Below are 20106 nucleotides of genomic sequence, written 5' to 3' on the forward strand. Positions count from 1 at the left end.
AGCAGCAGACTGAATCAACAGAACAAAAGCCACAGGAAACAAAAGAAAACACAGGTGGAGAATAGATTATCTAAATCTATAACGTTTATACGACATATTTATGCATAAAGGAGTGGCATGCGTTTCATGAGCAAAGAAATGTTAATGATACGATATGAGGATCAATTATACAAATTGGACCTTCATTACAATGATAGTAAATCCATTATAATTGGCAACAACATTACACATACGATTACGATTAAAGACCTTGTAGAGCCCGTTGAACTTAAATGGGAGCAAGCAAGTGAATCATGGTTAATAGACGGAGAAAGACTTCCGAAGAATCAGTTACTTACAAGGGTTTTGACAAATGGAAAAAAGCTTGGAATCCATCTTGTATCTATTGAAAAGACAGCGGTTTATGATACAACTACTAAATACGCAATAACGATTAGTCATCATGCATACGATGATATTTTCATAGATAGAAGCACAGTAGATGCGTTATTAATGCGTGAGGCATTAACAGATTCTTTTACATTACATGTGAATAGTGGAGAAGTATATCATAACTATCGCTTAGTTAGAGGTGAAGTAGTTGTTGATAAAGGAGATATCCTTATCGTAGATGGGATTATTTTCACACTAAAAGAAAGGGAGTTATCCATTCAATCACAAGAGAAGAATGTAACAACGACACTCCCAGCATTAGCAAAGAGTGATGAGTATTACAGTGAATCTTACCCTGATTATCATCGTTCGCCAAGAATTATACATAGGGAACCAACTGATAAGATGACAATTGCTAAGCCGCCTAATATGCCATCTAAGGCGAATGAACAGTTAGTTAGAACGATTGTGCCACCTATTGTGATGATTCTTGTAACGATTTTTATTGCGCTAATTTATCCTGTTGGTTTTTATATTATCGCTTCAGTAAGTGTGACACTTGTTACGATTGTCATTTCTATTACGACTTACTTTAACAATGTGAAAGAATATAAGCAGAATATAATAGAACGAGATAATAGTTACCGAGAGTATTTGAAAAATAAAACGATGGATTTATATAAAGAAGTAGAGAAACAACGACATGCGTTAGCATATCACTATCCAGAAATGCAAGGTGTACGTGATATGGCGGTAACAATTAATCCACGTATTTATGAAAAAACAAGACTTCACCACGACTTTCTTATGTACCGTGTTGGAAGTGGAACAGTTGATACGAGCTTTGATATTGCGTTCAATGAGGAAGAATTTAGTCAACAAAAGGACGAATTAATAGAGGAAGCAAGGAAGTTGAAAAATCAATTTCTGTCATTACATGATGTACCAATTACAACAAGCCTTATGAAGGGGCCTGTAGGGTATATTGGTCAACGTTCGATTGTTATTAAACAATTGCAGTGGTTAGTCATGCAGACAGCACTGTTCCATAGTTACCATGATGTACAGTTTATTACAATCTTTCCTGAAGAGGAGAAGAAGAAATGGGATTGGATGCGTTGGTTACCGCATGCTAGTGTACGTGATATTAATGTACGCGGTTTTGTGTACCATGCCAGAAGTCGTGACCAAGTATTAAATAGTTTATATCAAATACTGAAAGAGAGACGAATGGCGTTAGAGGAGAAGGGTAATTCCAAAGAAAAGTTATACTTCTCACCTCATTACGTTGTTCTTATTACGGACGAAAAGCTAATCCTGGATCATATTGTCATGGAATTCTTTAATGAAGACCCGAGTGAATTAGGAGTGTCCCTTGTTTTCGTTCAAGATGTGATGCAAAGCTTGCCAGAGCATGTAAAGACAGTTATTGATATACGAGATTCCAAATCGGGTAATATTATTTTGGAAGAAGGGGAGTTAGTCAACACGAAATTTTCACTAGACGGATTTCCAATGGAGATGAACAAAGAAGATATTTCACGGGCACTGGCACCGCTAAATCACTTGCAAAATTTAAAAAACAGCATTCCAGAAAGTGTTACATTCTTAGAATTATATGGAGTAGAGAAAGTAGAAGAATTAGGTGTTGGTAATCGTTGGTCAAAGAATGCTACGCATAAGACGTTAGCTGTACCACTAGGACTACGTGGAAAAGAAGATATTGTGAATCTGAATCTACATGAGAAGGCACATGGACCACACGGATTAATTGCAGGAACGACTGGATCAGGTAAATCAGAGATTATACAATCATACATTTTATCACTTGCAGTGAACTTCCATCCGCATGAAGTAGCATTCCTCTTAATTGACTATAAAGGTGGAGGAATGGCCAACTTATTCAAGAATTTACCGCATTTGCTAGGAGCTATTACAAACTTAGACGGTGCACAAAGTATGCGTGCATTAGCGTCTATTAAAGCAGAGCTGAAAAAACGTCAGCGTTTGTTCGGTGAGTATGATGTAAATCATATTAATCAATACCATAAATTATACAAAGAAGGCAAAGTACAAGAGGCAATGCCGCATTTATTCTTAATAAGTGATGAGTTCGCTGAATTGAAGGCCGAACAGCCTGATTTTATGAAAGAGTTAGTATCTACCGCTAGGATTGGTCGTTCGTTAGGAATCCATTTAATACTTGCGACACAAAAACCAAGTGGCGTTGTAGACGATCAAATTTGGAGTAACTCGAAATTTAAATTGGCACTGAAAGTACAGAATGCTTCTGACAGTAACGAAATCTTAAAAACACCAGATGCAGCTGAAATTAAATTACCAGGGCGAGCTTATTTACAAGTCGGAAATAACGAGATATATGAACTGTTCCAATCGGCATGGAGTGGAGCAGATTATGTAGAAGATAAAGATGAGAAGTCACACTTAGATGCAACAATTTATGCGATCAATGAACTAGGACAATATGAGATTATTAGCGAAGATTTAAGTGGACTAGAGTACAAGAAAGATGTGACATCTGTCCCAACTGAATTAGACGCAGTAATCGATTATATACACGATTATGCGGAAAGCAATGAGATTACACCACTGCCAAGACCTTGGTTACCACCATTGCCAGAGAAATTATTCCTACCGCAGTTACACCCAATTAATTTCAACGAAGCTTGGAAGCAAGAGAAAAGACCATTACAAGCGACGATTGGCTTACTAGATCAACCAGAACTACAAGCACAAACACCGTTGACAATTGATATGACGAAGGATGGACACGTTGCCGTATACTCAAGTCCAGGCTATGGAAAGTCGACATTCTTGCAAACAGTAATAATGGATTTAGCACGCCAACATTGTCCAGAACACTTACACATCTACTTATTAGATTTCGGCACGAATGGATTATTACCATTAAAGGCTTTGCCGCATGTGGCGGATACGATCACGATAGATGAAGCGGAGAAGTGTTTGAAATTAGTGGAACGGTTAGGCCAAGAAATGAAACGACGTAAAAAGATTTTAAGTGATTATGATGTTGCAAATATGAGTGTATATGAAAAAGCGAGCGGGAAAACTGAACCGAATATAATTATCACAATTGATAATTATGATTCCGTGAAAGAAGCACCGTTTTACGAAGCATTTGATTTAATGATGATGCAAGTAGTACGAGAGGGAGCGAGTCTGGGCATTCATGTATTGCTGAGTGCTAGCAGACAAAATGCCTTACGTATACAACTTCATAGTAATATTAAGATTCAAACTTGTTTGTATATGATTGACAACACGGAAACGGTAAGTATTGTTGGTCGTTCAGACATTAAACTAGAAGAATTAGAAGGACGAGCGTTGATTAAATTAGAAAACTCGACATTATTCCAAACAGCATTACCAACTATTGCAGAAGACGAATTATTACAAATCCAAACGCTACAACAAGAAGCAATCGAAATGGACAATAATTGGGATGGTGAACGTCCTAAGGAAATACCGATGATGCCAGAAGTAGTGGAACTAAGAACGTATAGAGCAAAGAGGACATTGGCGAAAGTATTAAGTCAAGGTTATATTCCAATTGGATTAGATTTCAAAGATGTAGAGATTGTTGCACATGATGCTTCTAGTTATGACCATTTAATGATTTACGGAGTAGATGATAGCTTGCGCCAACAAGTTATTTCAAGTTTGATTGCTCAATTAGATGTGCAATATGTTGAAAGTATTACACTAGTAGACACACCTAGCTATACATTTATTCCTTTCAAAGAGAAAGTAACAAATTACATCGTAGAAGAACATGAAGTGAAAGTGCATATAGGAAAATGGTTATCGCTTATTCAAGAGCGTACACAGAAATTAACAGAATGTAGGCAAACAGGGAAAGAAGCACCAGCATTCTCTACTCATATAGTATTTATCGCAGATGTAGAAGCATTTAATAAAGTTATCCTCTTAGACGATCAAGAGACATCTATCTTAATAGATGCTTCACGAACAGTAGGTGTATTCTTTATCTTTGCAGGACATCATGATTATATCAACCGAAATAGAGAGGCAATGACATTAAAAATTAAAACGAAATTAACATCGAGCATTGTGACGATGCCATTAAACGATCAAACAATATTTAGTGTGAAGTATATTAGTAACGAACAACCGCTTGGAAAAGACGAAGTGTACTACTATGTAAAAGGCCAAATAATAAAAGTCAAAATGCCAAGAGTGCGAAGCGAGGTGCCAGTATGATAAAAAGGCAAAAAAGAGTGTTCATCATCTTAACTACAATATGCGCAGCGTTACTAGGAGGATGCAGTATGGGAGAAACAAAAATAGAGTATGAAAGATTAGTAAAAGCATTGGACGAAGGGGACATGGCTACGGTCATGTCCGCTAGCGATGATGGATATGCGTATGTGGAGGAGAGAGTAATAGAGTCTGAAAGAGGGAAAAAAGAGGGGGGAGAATATGGTAGGACTTTATATCAAAATACAAACGGAGTATATAATATCAACGAGAGAGTACTATATGGATACAGCAACCAAGAGATTGTAAATAAAGCAGCGGATGGAAAAGAATCTAATAAAGGGAAAGAAGATATATATAGTACGAAAATAATATACGAAGATAATCTAATAAGAAGTGATAAAGGCGAGCTTAATCTATCTCCAATTAGGTTGAATTTAGATATTTTTTCAGGATTAGAGGATTTAAAACCTAAAAATGACAAAGTTAAATATAATGAGCCAAATAGAATTGGTTATACCTTATCGGAAACAGAGTTCAATAATATCTTAAATGATAATCTAAAGCTAACTTATGACAAATTTGATAGTGCTAGCATTACAGTTGGTTTTAATAAATCAAAGGATACAGATGATAAAGAAATGCTTATTGAAGAGATTAACATAGTTGTATGGCTTGAGAAAGGGAAAGAAGATACTGGAAAGTCAACTCATTTGCTGGAAATAAATTGGAGCTTCCCGGAAAGTTCTAATAAAAATATTAATATGAAGGAAAAGTATCTAGAAATAGCAAACAATTAAAGTGTGAAGGTTGTGAATGTTTAGATGGATATAAAAGAATATGATTTACGTACAGATGTTGGACAGTTAAAGCTAGCTGCTGAAGATATTTATGATTATAACCAAAAGAAAAATAGCTTTGCAAATGATGACGATACGAAGAATACAGAACTATTACAAACAAAATTTAATGTAGAGTTAATTGACAAAGTAGATAACTTAGATACAGGATTCGGTGCATATGCTTTAGAAGATGGTAATGGGGACATTGTCATAACATTTGTAGGAACACAACCAGATCAAAGAAACTCAAATGGAGGAATTTTCGATTCACCTGATTTAGTAGAGGATATACAAATCGGTACTAATAATATGTTGAATACTTTTTTTCCAGTTGAACAATACGATCAAGGGAATGAATTCTATCATAAGATAAAAGCTGACAATCCTAATGCAAAAATAACATTGATTGGACATTCCTTAGGTGGTGGTATAGCGAACACGGTTGCATTAAGAAACCAAGCTGATGATGTAAATGTTCTAGCTTTAAATCCAGCTCCAGTTCTTAATAGTGACGTTATTAAATATGGTGATGGATCTCAGTTGAAAAATACTCAAAATATCGTGAATGAAAATGACCCTTTGTATAATGCAATTCTAGGTGCAGACTTCGTATTACCCGGAACAATATATGAGATTAATAATGGTGCAGGACATTCTTTTAAAAGAAGGAATATAGACTTTGATGGGAATGGGAATTTTCACTTCGAAAAATATAAAAGAAGCAATGATAGCGGACTAGACCGTATGCCTGCATTTCTTGAGCTTGTTACAAATACGGGTAGTTTTTATAAAGGTCTTACGGGAAAAGATGCTACTTTTAAAGATGCAATACTAGTCGCAATAGGAACTAAAGTTATAAGCCCGCTATTATTTACTCTTACAACTATTTCTGACTTTAATGCGATAAGGACGTATGTCGAACGGCAGTTTTCTGTTGCTAAGGGGAAGTTAATAAGGTTTGGCGCAGAAGTTGTTTGGGAGTTTAGTAAAGGGGTTGATGAAGCAATTGATTGGATAAATAGTACATTAGCTAGAGCAGAAGAGTGGCTGAATGAAGTTCTTGTAGATGTTTTTAAGCAATCTGTTGATTTCCTAGCCACTTGCGTTAGCGTCTATTTATTACGCTGGGAAATATTATCGATAGTCCGTGAAGTGGCTTTTTCTGTTTGGGATGATATCATGGATGTTTTTAGTGGAGATTTTGTGATTGATACGAATATAGAAGCAATCGTTGGAAATCACATTAGATCGCACAAATATTCTTTATTAGCCGTTTTTATGAATGATGGAAAAAAAGGAATAGATAGATCCTTGTTAACAGAGATAACGAAGGACGTTAAGAATTTAAAAGATGAACTAATAGAATTAAATGAAGATGTACAATCAGCTGTCGTTTCAATGGTGGTAAAAGACCAAGAATTAGAGATGGTCAAATACACATAAGTAAGCATGGAAGGGATGGTCGGTAGTAAATGGATTTACATGTGATAATGAGAAGGGTCCACAATACATTTGCCGATAATGGTGGGCAAGATGAAATTAGAAATGTCGTAAATAGACTTCAAAAGGCATGTGCCTCATTACAAGCAGACATGAAAAAGTTAGAGAGTAGTATTGATACGCATATGGATGGCCAGACCCATGATGCTTTCATAGAGCGTATTGAGCAATTAGAAAAGAAACGTCGAAGAATTGAAGAGAAGATTACTATTTTAAAAGGAACGGTAAATTAAGATGAAAGACTATATGGAGAAAGTATTACCACTAGGAAGTATTGTGAAGATAGTGAATGAAGAAGATGTAGAGTATATGATCACAACACGAGGAATACTGCTAGATGAAAATACATTTTATGACTACGGTGGAACGATTCATCCAGTTGGATTAACGGCTGAAACATATAAACTTTTTAATCATAGTGACATACAAGAAGTACAATTCTTAGGTTACCGTAACAAGGTAGAAATGCATTTCAGTGCACAATTCAAAAAGTGGCGTAATGAATTTGTGAACAATATGAATGAGCCGATGGGAAGACTAGTGAGAGGGGAGGAATAGGAGCATAGCACCTACCTTCCCTTTTTGTCGATGAATATGAACAGAACGGGTAGAGTTACCAAGAGTCCGAAATGAGGTGCAGATATGAAAAAAAGAGCACTCGTTATTTTGATAACAATATGTATATTACTAGTTGGATGCAATATAGGGGAAACAAAAGTAGATTATGAAAGATTGATAAAAGCACTAGACGAAGGGGACATGGCTACGGTCATGTCCACTAGCGATGATGGATATGCGTATGTGGAGGAGAGAGTGAATATATCAACTAGAGAAGAGAGCAACGATAAAATTTATGATGATTTACTATATCAATCAACAGAAGGGGTAATTAACGTTAAAGAAAAAAGGATGTACGGAACTACGAATCAACGTTTGAAAAACATAATAGAAACAAAAATTGAAGGTAAGCGTGATAAAGATATTAAAGAGAATATAATTTATACCACACCTTTTATTTATGAAAATGGTACTGCTAAAGGTGGAAATCGAAATATAGAAAGTCTTCTGATAAACATTGGGATGAATCGATTACGGGGGATTTCTTCAATAATACCAAAATATGATACCGCTGGCGGGGATGAACCTAATAGAATATCATATTCGTTAACGGAATCTGAATTTCAGACAATAATTAATGATGATTTAAAGATAAAGTATGATGAGTTGAATTCTGCTAAAATTACAATTTATTTCACAAATGCTGAGGATTGTAAAGGGTGTAATATGACAATAAATGATCTTCGAATCTCAATTGATTACAATAAAGAAAATGAACAAGGAAAACTTCTTTCACATACTTACAATATTGATTGGATATTTGTTGATAAAGAGTCTAATAAAGAAGTTAGCAAAGAGAAATATAGCGAATTTGAAAAAGATTACAATAAATCAATTAAGGAGTGATAGAGTATGAAAGAAGAAAAAATTCTGACAGGACTTTATATCAAAATACAAATGGAGTATATAGTATCAACGAAAGAGTGTTATATGGATACAGCAATCAAGAGGTGTGAAGAATAGGTAAATGAATTTCTTGTGGAGGTCTTTAAACATCCCGTTTACTTCTTATCCACTTGTATTAACGTATATTTATCTAGATGGGGAATATTGGTTTATTGCAATTTGTTTTTAGTGGAGTAGTCCCTTGCTATGAAAGAAAGCAAGAAGAGTTGTATAAAGGAGAACAGGTATGTTAAGAGATGAAGAATACTATGAGGATATGAATTTTGGAGTAACTACAGGGGTGTTTGTTCCTGCTAAATTAAGAGGATTTCTAATAGTTTTAATTGGATTATGCTTTTTATTTACCTTTTTACAGTCATATTTTCTAAGTGGGGTCAAGGTAGAAAGAAAGTTCATTTACGAAGCAATCATACAAAGTAATTATATAGTTTTCCTTGGATTATTAATTGTGATAATTATCTTATATCATCGAATTATGGCTATAAAATTTCAAGCACTGCAATTTTTATTGTTTATTTGTTTAATGCAGATTTTGGGCTTTCAATTTTTACTTTTAGCGCACCTATCACTAGCTAGATTTTTCGATGAAGATATTAATCTCTCTATTATATTATTAGTTATAATTTCAGGTTTTCTATTGTTGTTGTTTTCGATTTTTCGTTTTCGCTCATCAATAGCAAAAGGAAGATATATATTCACTAAAGAGAAAGATAAAATAAGGGATTCAAATTCAAAATTAATTAAGCCATTAGGGGTATGTGGTTTAGGATTGGGTGGAGCCAGTATGGTCTTTGGGAATAACTCGCCTGTTACTGGAAGTATGCTTTTCCTTTTGTTTACGCTTATTTTTTATATACAAATGTATTATCTACCGTATCTATTTACAGTAGCGATGTGCAAAATAAAGTTTCAAAGTTTTAGAGTATGAGAAGAGATAAGAATAATATGTACTATTCTAAGTAGGAGGATAAAATGCTAAGAAGTGAAGAAAATTATGATGCAATGAATTGGTGGGTAACTACGGGCGTATATCATCCTTTGCAGTTAAGAATCGGATTGATATTTTTGATTGGTATTTGTTCTTTCTTTTCTTTCGTACTATACCTTCCTTTGTATGAAGCAAAGATGGCAGAAAAGTCTATTTATGAATTAATTATAAATAATAGCTATTCGTTTTTTGTTGGTTTATTGGTTATCGCAGTTATTTTGTACCACCGAACGATGGCCATGAAATATCAAGGTTTGCAATTCTTGATATTCTTTCTTTTGAGTCAAGTTTTAGGATTTCAATTTTTGTTTCTAGGATATTTTTTCTTAGCTACAATATTCGCAGAAACTATTACTAAACCTATTATCTGGTTTGTTGTAATTTCAGGTTTGCTTTTATTAATATTTTCAATTGTTCGTTTCCGTTCATCAATAGCAAAAGGGAAATATGTAGTAACTAATAAAAAAAATCGGATTATAATTTTAAGTTCACCATTAACTAAACCATTAGCGGTACTCGGTTTAGTTACAGTTACCAGTGCTCTATTCAGAGGAGCATTTCCGAATATTACCTTATTCTTTTTGTCTGTTAATTTTGTTATTTACTTCTATATACAAATGTATTATCTACCATATTTGTTTACCGTGGTGATGTGTAAAATAAAGTTTCGAAGTTTTAGGGTAGAAGACATAAGAACAACGTATCATAACTCAAATATGAGGAGAAGCACGAAAATAAAGAAAAGTAAGAATAATAGACGTTGAGTATAGGGGTATGAAACGAGGTGCTGGTATGATCAAAAGGGAAAAAGAGCAGTCATCAGGTTAACCACGACCTGTGTAGCGTTATTAGGAGGATGTAATGTAGGAGAGACAAAAATAGAGTACGAAAGATTAGTAAAAGCACTAGACGAAGGGGACATGGTTACGGTTAGGTCTGCTAGCGATGATGGGTATGCTGAGGTAAAGGAACACGTTACATTGAGAAAGAGTGAGGAGCAAGAAGAGAGAGGGAATGATAAAACAATCTTGCAAGTTACAAGTGGTATATACAATGTTAATGAAAGAAATCTTTATGATCATTCAATAAAAAAAGTAGGGTATTAATAATGAAGAAACTATTTTATATTCTACAGGTATCAAATTTGAAGAAAATAAAGTAGAAAGTGCAGATGAGAGATTGGATTTATCAATGATAAAGTTAATGTTTCATGGTTTTAAAGGACTAAATAATCTGGCACCAAGTAGTGAAAGTAAATCTTTTGATGAACCAAATGTAATTGGATATACATTGAATGAGGCGCAATTTGAAGAAAAAATAAATAGTCAATGGAAGATTGAATATGATGTATTTCAATATGCTTCAATCGTTTTATCTTTCAATGCATCGAAAGATATTCAGAAAGAACGGATAGAGCTATCGGAGATTAGAATATCTTTTGATTACAGTAGGCAAAGTGGAATAAATGAAACCCAGGAGATATCTTTATTTTTATCAAATAAAAGTAATAACGAGCAAGTAGCTCTTTCGAAATGCTTGGATTATAAAGAGAAGATGGAAAAAAGTAATAATACTAAGTAGAGGTTGTGCAATAAGAACGTGAGTTGAACAGAAGTTTTCTGTTGTTAAGGGGATGTGAGGAAAATAAATAGGAGGAAGAGTAGGTCCTCTCCTTATTTATTGTATGTTATAAACAGAGGGGGAAAAGAATGAAGAAAAATGAAAAAGAATTTGAAGTACTAAAAATACCTATTTTAACAGAGCGATTTCATCCAATGAATATAAAAGGCATTCTTCTATTAATGTGGCTATTTTGCGCATTATTTACTTATTTAGAGTATTTTTTTTTGAAAGATACAAGAGATAGAATAGCTGCATTACACGGATTATATGACATTGATTACTATACAACTATCATTATTGCTGTTCCCATTGTAATTTTATTTCCTAAAGTAATGTCTATGAAATTTCAACGATTACAATTTATTTTGTTTATTATAACAGAAGTAAAATTAGGTTTTCAGATGTTTTTATTGGGACATATTGGATTAGCGACAGTATTGGACAAAGATATTATGCACTATATCTTCATGGTCACTATAATCCTAGCTTTGGTAGTCCTTTCAATTTCTATTATGCGTTTCAAATTTTTATTAAATCAAGGTTCATTTAAAGTAAGGAGTACTTTATATAAAAAGAGGTTAAATAATGAAATCAATCAAAAGGTATTAATGCCTATTTATATCCTGATTGGAGCTGCGGGAATAAGTAGATTTTTAGGAGAATATGCAAACGATATTACTATGGGTATTGTTTCTACTTTCTTTATTTTTATAATCTATTTAATTTTTATCATTTTACCGGAACAAATTATGACTGCATATTGTAAATTTATATTTCCTGGGTTTCATGTGAAGGAAGAGATTTAAATGTAAAAGTAAGTAAAAAAATTAGAAAATTAAAGGTTAAGAGATTTCATTTAAAAGTGATAGCTACATATTACTGAGAATCAATGTAAAGGAGAATCTAATGCTAAGAGATGAGAAGTACTATTATTATATGGCATGGGATGTGGTGACATTTCATCGAGTTGATTTAAGAAGTTTAATGTTAGTTTTACTTGGAGTTTGTTTTTTGTTTACTTTCTTTAATTCGATAATAATAAGAGAAGGAATATTTACAGAGAAAGTGGAAGATGGATTTATTTATGAAGCAATTATTCAAAGTAGCTATTGGTTATTAACAGGATTATTAGTGATTGCTGTAATTATTTTTCATCGAAAGATGGCGATGAAATTTCAAACACTTCAATTTATTATGTTTATTTTGTCACTACAGATTATAGGTTTCTAATTTTTCTCTTTAGGATATTTACACTTCGCCACATTTGGTGCTTTTGATATTTCTAGCTATATTGTTGGTGGTATTCTCATAGTAGCTAGTTGTTTGTTGATAGGTTCTATTGTTACGTTTCGTTCAAAAATATTCAGCGGTAAGTATATGAAAACAAGAAAACCTGTAAGCGAGGCACCTAGTAGCCATTCTCTAATAATTAAAGTAATAGGAGTTGTTGTTGGGGGAATATGTATAAGTAGTATATTTTCAGGGAACGAATCTTCTATTACATCTAGTATGCTTTTTCTTTCTACTACAACTATTTTTTATATACAAGTGTACTACTTACCATATGCATTTACCTTGTGTATGTGTAAGTTAAAGTTTGCAAGTTTTCAAGTGAAAGAAGCAGTAATATCAACACATAATACTCCTGTTGAAAGAAGAAAAAGAAAAGAACAAATGCAGAAGTTCCAGCAGGAAAATGCAAAGAGGAATAGAAAAAATACGCGCTAGCTACTTTTTACAAGAAAAAACTATATATAATTAGGAAAATTCCGATTAAATATTTGCATTTCTTCAAACAGTTAGTATATGATAAGTGACGGAAGAAAAGAACATAATATGAGTGTAGATGTAAGGGAATTTGGTTCAAATCCAAAGCTGTCCCCGCAACTGTAATGCTGACGAAATAGAAAATACCACTGTACATACGTATGGGAAGGTTCTAGAGTAGGGTGAAGCAAAGCCAGTATACCTTGTCTACAAACTCAACCATTTCCATTCTTCGGGGGTTAAGACGTTGGAATAGCACAATAGGTATGCCTATTTTGTTGTTTCAGCCTTATTCTACCTCGAGGAATAAGGTTTTTTTATTACATACATATAGGGGGAAACGAAAATGAGGAAATTCTATTCAGTATTTCGCTTAGTAGCCATTCTTGCAATTATCATGGCCTTATTCACAGCGTGTGGCAATGAAGCGAAAGAGCCGAAGAAAGACGAAGCAAAAACATCAGAAACAACGAAAGCAGCGTTCCCAATAACGTTGAAAGATTCGACTGGCGCAGAAGTTACGTTAGAGAAACAGCCGGAGAAGATTATTCCGCTTGTGCCAAGTAACACAGAAATTCTTTACGCATTAGGTGCAGGTGAGAAAGTAACAGCTGTTACAGATAACGATACATATCCAGAAGATGTGAAGAAGAAAGAAAAAGTTGGCGGTATGGAAGTAAATATTGAAAAGATTATTTCGTTACAGCCAGACCTTGTGTTAGCACATAACATGAACATGTTTAGTTTGAAAGATGGCATCCAACAATTAAAAGATGCAAAAATCCCAGTATTTGTTGTAGAAGATGCAAAGTCATTTGACCAAGTGTACACAACAATTGAAACAATTGGTAAGTTAACAGGCACAGAAGCGAAAGCGGCTGACGTAGTGAAAGACATGAAATCACGCTTAGCGGCAGTACAAGAAAAAGCAAAAGCAGTAACAACACAAGCGAACGTATTTGTTGAAATTTCAAGTCAACCCGATATTTACTCGGCGGGTAAAGGTACGTTTATGGATGAAATGTTAAAAGTAGTGAACGCGAAGAACGTAGCAGGCAATCTAGAAGGATGGCCGAAGTTAACAGAAGAAGATGCAGTGAAATTAAATCCAGATGTTATTATTACAACAGCTGGTCCAGACACAGCAGCTGGCGTATTAGCTCGTCCAGCGTGGAAAGATGTTCCTGCTGTGAAGAACAAACGTGTATATGAAGTGAATGCTGATTTAACGAATCGTCCAGGCCCACGTGTAGTAGAGGGAGTAGAAGAGTTTGCGAAAGCAATCTATCCGGACGTATTTAAGTAATACGATTGCTCTTCCATACATCGTAGCACTTACGGTGGTGGCATTAGCGATGATAGTAGGGGTATCGATGGGGTCTTCGTCGATTCCCCTTTCTACTGTTGTCCACATTTTTATCCAAAACGTATTCAGCATTCAAACAGATCAACTGATTGACGAATCGATGGTGAATATCGTCATGTCGATTCGCTTACCTCGTGTCCTATTAGCATTTTGCGTTGGTGCCTCGTTAGCGCTCGCAGGTGCAGCATTCCAAGGATTACTTAAGAATCCACTAGCCGATCCATATACACTTGGCGTATCATCCGGTGCATCGCTTGGTGCGGTCATCGTTATTTTCTTTCATATTCAACTACCATTCATCGGCTCTTTTACTTTACCTGTCATAAGCATTTGTGCGGCATTTGTCACGTTATTGCTCGTTCTCTTCTTTGCAAGAATGGCAGATAGGAAAATGAGTGTTGAAACATTAATCCTTGCGGGAATTATTTTTAGTGCCTTTTTAGGTGCTGTACTATCACTTGTCATTGCATTAAGTGGGGAAGAGTTACGCCAAATCATGTCTTGGTTAATGGGAAGTGTATCGATGAGAGGATGGGCGTACATTCAGCTTATTGTCCCGTTCTTAGTTGTATCGTTCGTTCTACTACTTTTTTGTACACGTGAGTTAAATGCGTTGTCATTTGGTGAAGAGAGTGCAAGTCATTTAGGTGTGAACGTGAACCGGACGAAGTGGATTGTGCTAATTAGTGCATCGATGTTAACTGGTGCGGCAGTTGCGGTAGCTGGAACAATTGGCTTTGTTGGCTTAGTTATTCCACATCTCACACGTATGGTATGGGGAGCAAATCATGTTCGTTTATTGCCGCTTTCGATGTTGTACGGCGGTGCATTCCTTATTATCGCTGATCTTGTCGCGCGAACAATTATTGCGCCGACTGAGTTACCAATTGGCGTTATTACAGCCTTTATCGGTGCACCAATCTTCTCATATATATTCTTTAGACGCAGACGTAGAAAAGAGGGATAGGATGATTTCTGTACAAGCAGTGAATTTCGCATATGACGGTACGAAGCAATTGTTAAAAGATATTTCATTCTCCGTCCAAGAAGGAGAAATTATCGGTATTGTTGGTCCGAATGGTAGTGGAAAAACAACACTGTTGAAATTATTAAGCCGTACATTATCTCCTTCAAGTGGAGAAGTAATGTTACAAGGGAAAAATATTCGAACGTATTCACAAAAAGAATTAGCAAAGAAAATAGCTGTGCTTTCGCAAAAAACAGAAGAGTCATTTTCTTATAGCGTATACGATACGGTATCACTTGGACGATATGCGCATCAACAGCGTTTTTTGCCGTCATGGTCAAAAGAAGATGAAGAAACTGTCCGTGCGGCGATGCAAATGACGGAAGTGACGCATTTGCAAAATCGAACGCTTCCGTTTTTAAGTGGTGGAGAACGCCAACGTGTGTATCTTGCACAAGCGTTAGCGCAAGAACCGTCCCTTTTATTATTAGATGAACCGACGAATCATTTAGATATGAAACATAGTATTCAGCTCTTCCGTTTTTTACAAACATGGGTGGAAGAGAATGAATCAACAGTTATTGCGATTTTCCACGATTTGAATTTAGCAAGTATGTACTGTAATCGTATCTTCGTATTAGAAGACGGTGAAATGATTGTGCAAGATACACCACAACACGCACTGACGGAAACCGTGCTGCAAGATGTGTATCATCCAATTATTTTATGTGAACCACATCCATTACACGAAGCCCCGATTATTACGTATGCACCTGTTATACAGGAGAAGAAAGGGCCTCTTTCATATAAAAAGGAAGAATCGCGATTTGTGATTGAAGGAACGGAAGCGGTGAAGGTAATGTCTTCTCTTCACGGTATTAAATGGGCACGTGAGGTTGTGTATAGTTGGGATGAGGGGGATTATGCAGACCGAGAAGACATACTTCATTTCGGGTTATATGCGAAGCCGTCTCGTATTGTCACACGTGAAACGAAAAAAGGCGACATAATAAGTGTTATTATGACAGGAAATAAAGCGCATGTTAGTTTGTTTGTGCATGGAGTGTTAGCAGATGCGGAATATTTTCAGTATATGATGATGATATCCAGTCTATTGGACATACAGAGTGTACTTATCGCTTCAGCACAATATGGCACACATGCAGATATACAAGATTTCATACATGAAACAATGGATGAGGTGAGGAAGCAATGTTAATTTTCATTTCAGGAGCTGTTCGCAGTGGAAAAAGTACCTTTGCTGAATCATTCGTAAAAAACTATGCGACAGAAGCTAAGTATATTGCAACGAGCATTCGTATTGATGATGAAATGAGTGATCGAATTGTTCATCACCAGAAGCAACGGGCAGAAGGGGACATAAAATGGCAGACGTGGGAGCAACCGTGTAATTTGACGGAATTAACGTTTCATGAAGACGATGTTGTTCTGTTAGACTGTTTGACTATTTTAACCGCAAATGAATTGTTTCATGATGATGAAGATGCACTTGCACGCATATACAAAGGGGTTTCACACGTAAAGACGCAATGTAAATTACTTATTGTTGTATCGAACGAAGTATTTCAAGAAGGAATACCAGAGGATGAGATGACGCGTGAGTACATGTACGTATTAGGAAAGTTACACCAACAACTTGTACAAGATGCAGATGAAGCGTATCTCGTTGTACATGGTATTGCAACAAAGATGAAAGGATGAGAACAATGAAAGGAATGATGCTACAAGGTACATCATCTGATGTGGGGAAAAGTCTGCTCGTAACGGCACTGTGTCGTATTTTTGCCCGAAAAGGTTACAACGTTGCACCGTTCAAATCGCAGAATATGTCGAACAATTCTTATGTGACGAAAGAAGGCAACGAAATTGGCAGGGCGCAAGGAATTCAAGCAGAAGCGGCAAATATCACAGCTGATGTTGTTCATAATCCGATTCTGTTGAAGCCAAGAAATAACATGACTTCAGAAATTGTATGGCTCGGGAAAGCCACTACAAACATCAATAACTTTTATGAACAAGGAATCGATGTCATTACACAATCATTAAACCAACTAGAAGAACAAGCCGATATACTTGTTATAGAAGGTGCTGGTAGTCCTGTTGAGATGAACTTATTAGACCGTGAAATCGTGAATATGAAGGTAGCTGAACTAGCAGATGTTCCAGTATTCCTAATCGCGGATATTAATAGGGGAGGGGTATTTGCAAGTATTGTCGGTACACTGCAACTATTAAAGGAAAAAGAGCGAAGACGAGTCAAAGGAATCATTATTAATAAATTTTATGGTGATGTGTCGTTATTTCAAGAAGGTGTTGAGTGGATAGAAGCGAATACAGGTGTGAAAGTCGTTGGTGTCATCCCTTATTTACCACACATCGTCATTGATGCAGAAGATTCACTGTCCGTTCGGGAGAAAAAAGTAAGCGGAGCCCACCTTGATATTGCAGTTATTCGTTTGCCATTTATTTCGAACTTCACGGATATTGAACCTTTTTTCTTCGAGGAAGATGTATCGATTCGTTATGTGACACACGCTCGTGAGTTTGGTAATCCGGATGCGGTTATCCTGCCAGGATCGAAAAGCACGTTAAGTGACATGCGCTTTTTAGAAGAGACAGGCTTAGCGGAGAAGATTAGAACATATAGTGGAGCACTCGTCGGTATTTGCGGTGGTTATCAATTATTAGGCGAAAAGCTACTAGATATGCATGGCAAGGAGGAACGAGGAGGGATGAGCGGTATCGGCATCTTACCGATGGAAACTGTGTATGAAGAAACGAAAACAGTGAAGAAAACGATTGGTCATACGATGAATGGATTACAGATTGAAGGATACGAGATTCATTATGGACGAACGGAGCATATTGAAGCATTACGACCTTTTTTACATACGGAAGACGGTAATGAAGGCGTTTGTGCAGAGAATGGGCGAGTGGTTGGTACATATATTCATCACTTGTTCCATAAAGATGAGTATCGTCACGAGTGGCTAGAACGATTACGAAAGCAAAAAGGATTAGATAGCCAAGAGAAAGTAAATGTGACGATGCAGAAGGAAAAGATGTTTGACTTACTTGCGGATGAAGTAGAGGTACATCTTCATATGGACTACATCACACAATTGGTAGAGACGTGGGAAGGATTACATCATGAAAGCTAGTGGGCAAGGATTTATATTAAGTATGCAATTACTCACTACAATCCCAATAAAGAAACAAGTACCGTGGAACGAAAATACGGCACGTGCAGCCGTGTTTTCATTTCCATTCGTTGGTGTTGTCATTGGAGCACTGTTAATGGGACAAATGTACATATTGTTTCAAACACATGTATCGCCACTTTTTTTAGCACTATATACAATTTTTTTTACAACTGTTATATCTGGCGGATTACATGTCGATGGGTGGATGGATATAAGTGATGCGATTCTTTCACACCGCGACCGAGAGAAGAAATTTGAAATATTAAAGGATTCACGAGTAGGCGCGTTCGCGGTGTTATCGTTGTTCTTTTTATTTACTTTCCGTTTTGTTTTTTTATATGAATTGCTACAAAATCAAGCGTTTTTCCAACTTGTATTCTTTTTAGTTGTTCCGGTTTTGGCGCGAAGCATGATGGCCCTCTTATTAGTGAGTACACCATCAGCAACACCAACAGGCATGGCAGTGTCGTTCAAACAACATATGAAACAAGGAGATATCTGGCGTGTTGGGGTGCTTTTCGTATTCTTAATGGGAAGTTTCTTTCTTCTAACGTCATTTGTGTTGATACTTGTCGCTGCGAGTTTACTATTCTTGATTGCGTTCCGAAAGATGTGTATGAAGCAATTTGGTGGCATGACAGGAGATATGCTCGGTGCAATGGTGGAAGGATGTGAAACGTGGCTATGGTTCGTTCTTTGGTTATTACCATTCTTCGTCACGGCATGACGGAAGAAAATAAGCAGAAACAATATATCGGTTGGAGCGATGTGCGGTTGTGCGAAGAGGGAAGAGAGATATTGCGTAACTATGCGTATTCACCAGCTGATTTATATGTAACGAGTGATTTGAATCGGTGTATAGAAACAGTTGCACTTCTCTATGATACATCGCCAACATGGTTATTGCCGGAATTACGAGAGATGAATTTCGGTGTGTGGGAGAAGAAGACGTATGAGCAGTTAAAGGACAACCCGGTATATCAACAATGGCTCGATAACTATGAGGATTATGCCCCGCCAAACGGGGAATCGTATGCGATTTTTACAGAACGAGTAGATGAAGCATGGGAAAAGATTATGCGTTATTGCCTCGGAAATAATGTGGAACATGTTGTTATTGTGACACATGGTGGTGTTATTCGTTATTTATTGGAGAAATATGCGCCAATTGAGAAGCCTTTTTGGGAATGGTCAATTACGTACGGTAAAGGATATACGTTACATACAACAGAGGAACGAGTAAGGGGAGAAGAACGATGCAGTTCGTTACAGGAGGTGCCTTTCAAGGAAAGCGCCAATGGGTGAAAAGTCAGATAGAAACATATACATGGATTAACGGATATGAAGATGAATTAACTTTTGTCCAACCGCTCACAAGCACAGTTGTACTAGAAGGATGCGAGCATCTTATTCGCCGTTTTGTACAGGAAGAAGGGGCAGAAGCTGTATTTAAGTGGCAGGAAGTGGTTCAATTTTACGAAGCGTGGGAACGAGAAGATGATGGTAGAAACGTTATTTTTATCGGATGTGAAATCGGTTCAGGAATTGTACCAATAGAAGCAGAAAATCGGTTATGGCGAGATGTTGTTGGTTGGTGTTATCAACATACAGCTAAGAAATGCACGATCGTCACAACAATATGGTCAGGAATCGCGAAACAGTTGAAGTGAGGG

At 36.2% G+C, this 20106-nt stretch carries 22 protein-coding genes and 1 riboswitch; all 22 genes read left to right on the forward strand.

Translation table 11 applies throughout. The features are described 5' to 3' along the window. Positions 1 to 126: 126 nt before the first annotated feature. The 22 genes from essC to IEV41_RS01080 all read left to right on the forward strand — a co-directional run bounded on the left by essC (position 127) and on the right by IEV41_RS01080 (position 20103). A complete protein-coding gene (gene essC / locus IEV41_RS00975) occupies positions 127 to 4635 on the forward strand; it encodes a type VII secretion protein EssC (protein WP_188386594.1) in 4509 nt (1502 codons plus the stop codon). Next, positions 4632 to 5432, forward strand: coding sequence for a DUF3952 domain-containing protein (locus IEV41_RS00980; RefSeq protein WP_268235119.1), 801 nt, complete (start codon positions 4632 to 4634; stop codon positions 5430 to 5432). The genes essC and IEV41_RS00980 overlap by 4 nt, the downstream gene beginning before the upstream one ends. A 24-nt stretch (positions 5433 to 5456) precedes the next feature. Further along, the gene (locus IEV41_RS00985; RefSeq protein ID WP_188386596.1) at positions 5457 to 6917 is read left to right on the forward strand and encodes a lipase family protein; all 1461 of its coding nucleotides are present in this window, start codon (positions 5457 to 5459) and stop codon (positions 6915 to 6917) included. 29 nt (positions 6918 to 6946) lie between these two features. Next, positions 6947 to 7207: a hypothetical protein gene (locus tag IEV41_RS00990; RefSeq protein ID WP_188386597.1), complete on the forward strand. Its 261-nt coding sequence runs from the start codon at positions 6947 to 6949 to the stop codon at positions 7205 to 7207. A gap of 1 nt (position 7208) precedes the next feature. Then, positions 7209 to 7532, forward strand: a complete 324-nt coding sequence (locus tag IEV41_RS00995) for a DUF4176 domain-containing protein (protein WP_188386598.1) — start codon at positions 7209 to 7211, stop codon at positions 7530 to 7532. 84 nt (positions 7533 to 7616) lie between these two features. Further along, a complete protein-coding gene (locus IEV41_RS01000) occupies positions 7617 to 8438 on the forward strand; it encodes a DUF3952 domain-containing protein (RefSeq protein WP_188386599.1) in 822 nt (273 codons plus the stop codon). After that, positions 8435 to 8548: a DUF3952 domain-containing protein gene (locus tag IEV41_RS20295; RefSeq protein ID WP_188386600.1), complete on the forward strand. Its 114-nt coding sequence runs from the start codon at positions 8435 to 8437 to the stop codon at positions 8546 to 8548. Before IEV41_RS01000 ends, IEV41_RS20295 begins: the two co-directional genes overlap by 4 nt. A gap of 176 nt (positions 8549 to 8724) precedes the next feature. Next, positions 8725 to 9426 (forward strand): hypothetical protein, encoded by a 702-nt coding sequence (locus IEV41_RS01010; RefSeq protein WP_188386601.1) that lies wholly within the window; start codon positions 8725 to 8727, stop codon positions 9424 to 9426. Positions 9427 to 9470: 44 nt separating this feature from the next. Continuing rightward, positions 9471 to 10250 (forward strand): hypothetical protein, encoded by a 780-nt coding sequence (locus IEV41_RS01015; protein ID WP_188386602.1) that lies wholly within the window; start codon positions 9471 to 9473, stop codon positions 10248 to 10250. A gap of 54 nt (positions 10251 to 10304) precedes the next feature. Continuing rightward, positions 10305 to 10592, forward strand: coding sequence for a DUF3952 domain-containing protein (locus IEV41_RS01020; RefSeq protein ID WP_188388629.1), 288 nt, complete (start codon positions 10305 to 10307; stop codon positions 10590 to 10592). An 85-nt stretch (positions 10593 to 10677) separates the two neighbouring features. Continuing rightward, positions 10678 to 11067: a hypothetical protein gene (locus IEV41_RS01025; RefSeq protein ID WP_188386603.1), complete on the forward strand. Its 390-nt coding sequence runs from the start codon at positions 10678 to 10680 to the stop codon at positions 11065 to 11067. A 128-nt stretch (positions 11068 to 11195) separates the two neighbouring features. Continuing rightward, positions 11196 to 11915, forward strand: a complete 720-nt coding sequence (locus IEV41_RS01030; RefSeq protein WP_188386604.1) for a hypothetical protein — start codon at positions 11196 to 11198, stop codon at positions 11913 to 11915. Positions 11916 to 12015: 100 nt separating this feature from the next. Further along, positions 12016 to 12339 (forward strand): hypothetical protein, encoded by a 324-nt coding sequence (locus tag IEV41_RS01035; RefSeq protein WP_188386605.1) that lies wholly within the window; start codon positions 12016 to 12018, stop codon positions 12337 to 12339. A gap of 147 nt (positions 12340 to 12486) precedes the next feature. Further along, positions 12487 to 12837: a hypothetical protein gene (locus tag IEV41_RS01040; RefSeq protein WP_188386606.1), complete on the forward strand. Its 351-nt coding sequence runs from the start codon at positions 12487 to 12489 to the stop codon at positions 12835 to 12837. A gap of 99 nt (positions 12838 to 12936) precedes the next feature. Further along, a riboswitch (cobalamin riboswitch) is annotated at positions 12937 to 13101 on the forward strand. A 121-nt stretch (positions 13102 to 13222) separates the two neighbouring features. Beyond that, the gene (locus IEV41_RS01045) at positions 13223 to 14182 is read left to right on the forward strand and encodes an ABC transporter substrate-binding protein (protein ID WP_188386607.1); all 960 of its coding nucleotides are present in this window, start codon (positions 13223 to 13225) and stop codon (positions 14180 to 14182) included. After that, positions 14148 to 15209: a FecCD family ABC transporter permease gene (locus IEV41_RS01050; protein ID WP_188386608.1), complete on the forward strand. Its 1062-nt coding sequence runs from the start codon at positions 14148 to 14150 to the stop codon at positions 15207 to 15209. Before IEV41_RS01045 ends, IEV41_RS01050 begins: the two co-directional genes overlap by 35 nt. A gap of 1 nt (position 15210) precedes the next feature. Continuing rightward, on the forward strand, positions 15211 to 16428 hold the full coding sequence (locus tag IEV41_RS01055) for an ABC transporter ATP-binding protein (RefSeq protein ID WP_188386609.1): 1218 nt from the start codon (positions 15211 to 15213) through the stop codon (positions 16426 to 16428). Further along, on the forward strand, positions 16422 to 16931 hold the full coding sequence (locus IEV41_RS01060) for a bifunctional adenosylcobinamide kinase/adenosylcobinamide-phosphate guanylyltransferase (protein ID WP_188386610.1): 510 nt from the start codon (positions 16422 to 16424) through the stop codon (positions 16929 to 16931). Before IEV41_RS01055 ends, IEV41_RS01060 begins: the two co-directional genes overlap by 7 nt. Before the next feature lie 5 nt (positions 16932 to 16936). Further along, the gene (locus tag IEV41_RS01065; RefSeq protein WP_188386611.1) at positions 16937 to 18391 is read left to right on the forward strand and encodes a cobyric acid synthase; all 1455 of its coding nucleotides are present in this window, start codon (positions 16937 to 16939) and stop codon (positions 18389 to 18391) included. After that, a complete protein-coding gene (gene cobS / locus IEV41_RS01070) occupies positions 18381 to 19160 on the forward strand; it encodes an adenosylcobinamide-GDP ribazoletransferase (RefSeq protein ID WP_188386612.1) in 780 nt (259 codons plus the stop codon). Before IEV41_RS01065 ends, cobS begins: the two co-directional genes overlap by 11 nt. After that, positions 19118 to 19738, forward strand: coding sequence for a histidine phosphatase family protein (locus IEV41_RS01075; protein ID WP_229722203.1), 621 nt, complete (start codon positions 19118 to 19120; stop codon positions 19736 to 19738). Before cobS ends, IEV41_RS01075 begins: the two co-directional genes overlap by 43 nt. Then, complete coding sequence (locus tag IEV41_RS01080; RefSeq protein WP_188386614.1) at positions 19690 to 20103, forward strand: bifunctional adenosylcobinamide kinase/adenosylcobinamide-phosphate guanylyltransferase; 414 nt, start codon at positions 19690 to 19692, stop codon at positions 20101 to 20103. Before IEV41_RS01075 ends, IEV41_RS01080 begins: the two co-directional genes overlap by 49 nt. Positions 20104 to 20106 lie beyond the last annotated feature (3 nt).

Origin of the sequence: Priestia taiwanensis, assembly GCF_014638355.1 — a bacterium.
GTDB lineage: Bacteria > Bacillota > Bacilli > Bacillales > Bacillaceae_G > Priestia_D > Priestia_D taiwanensis.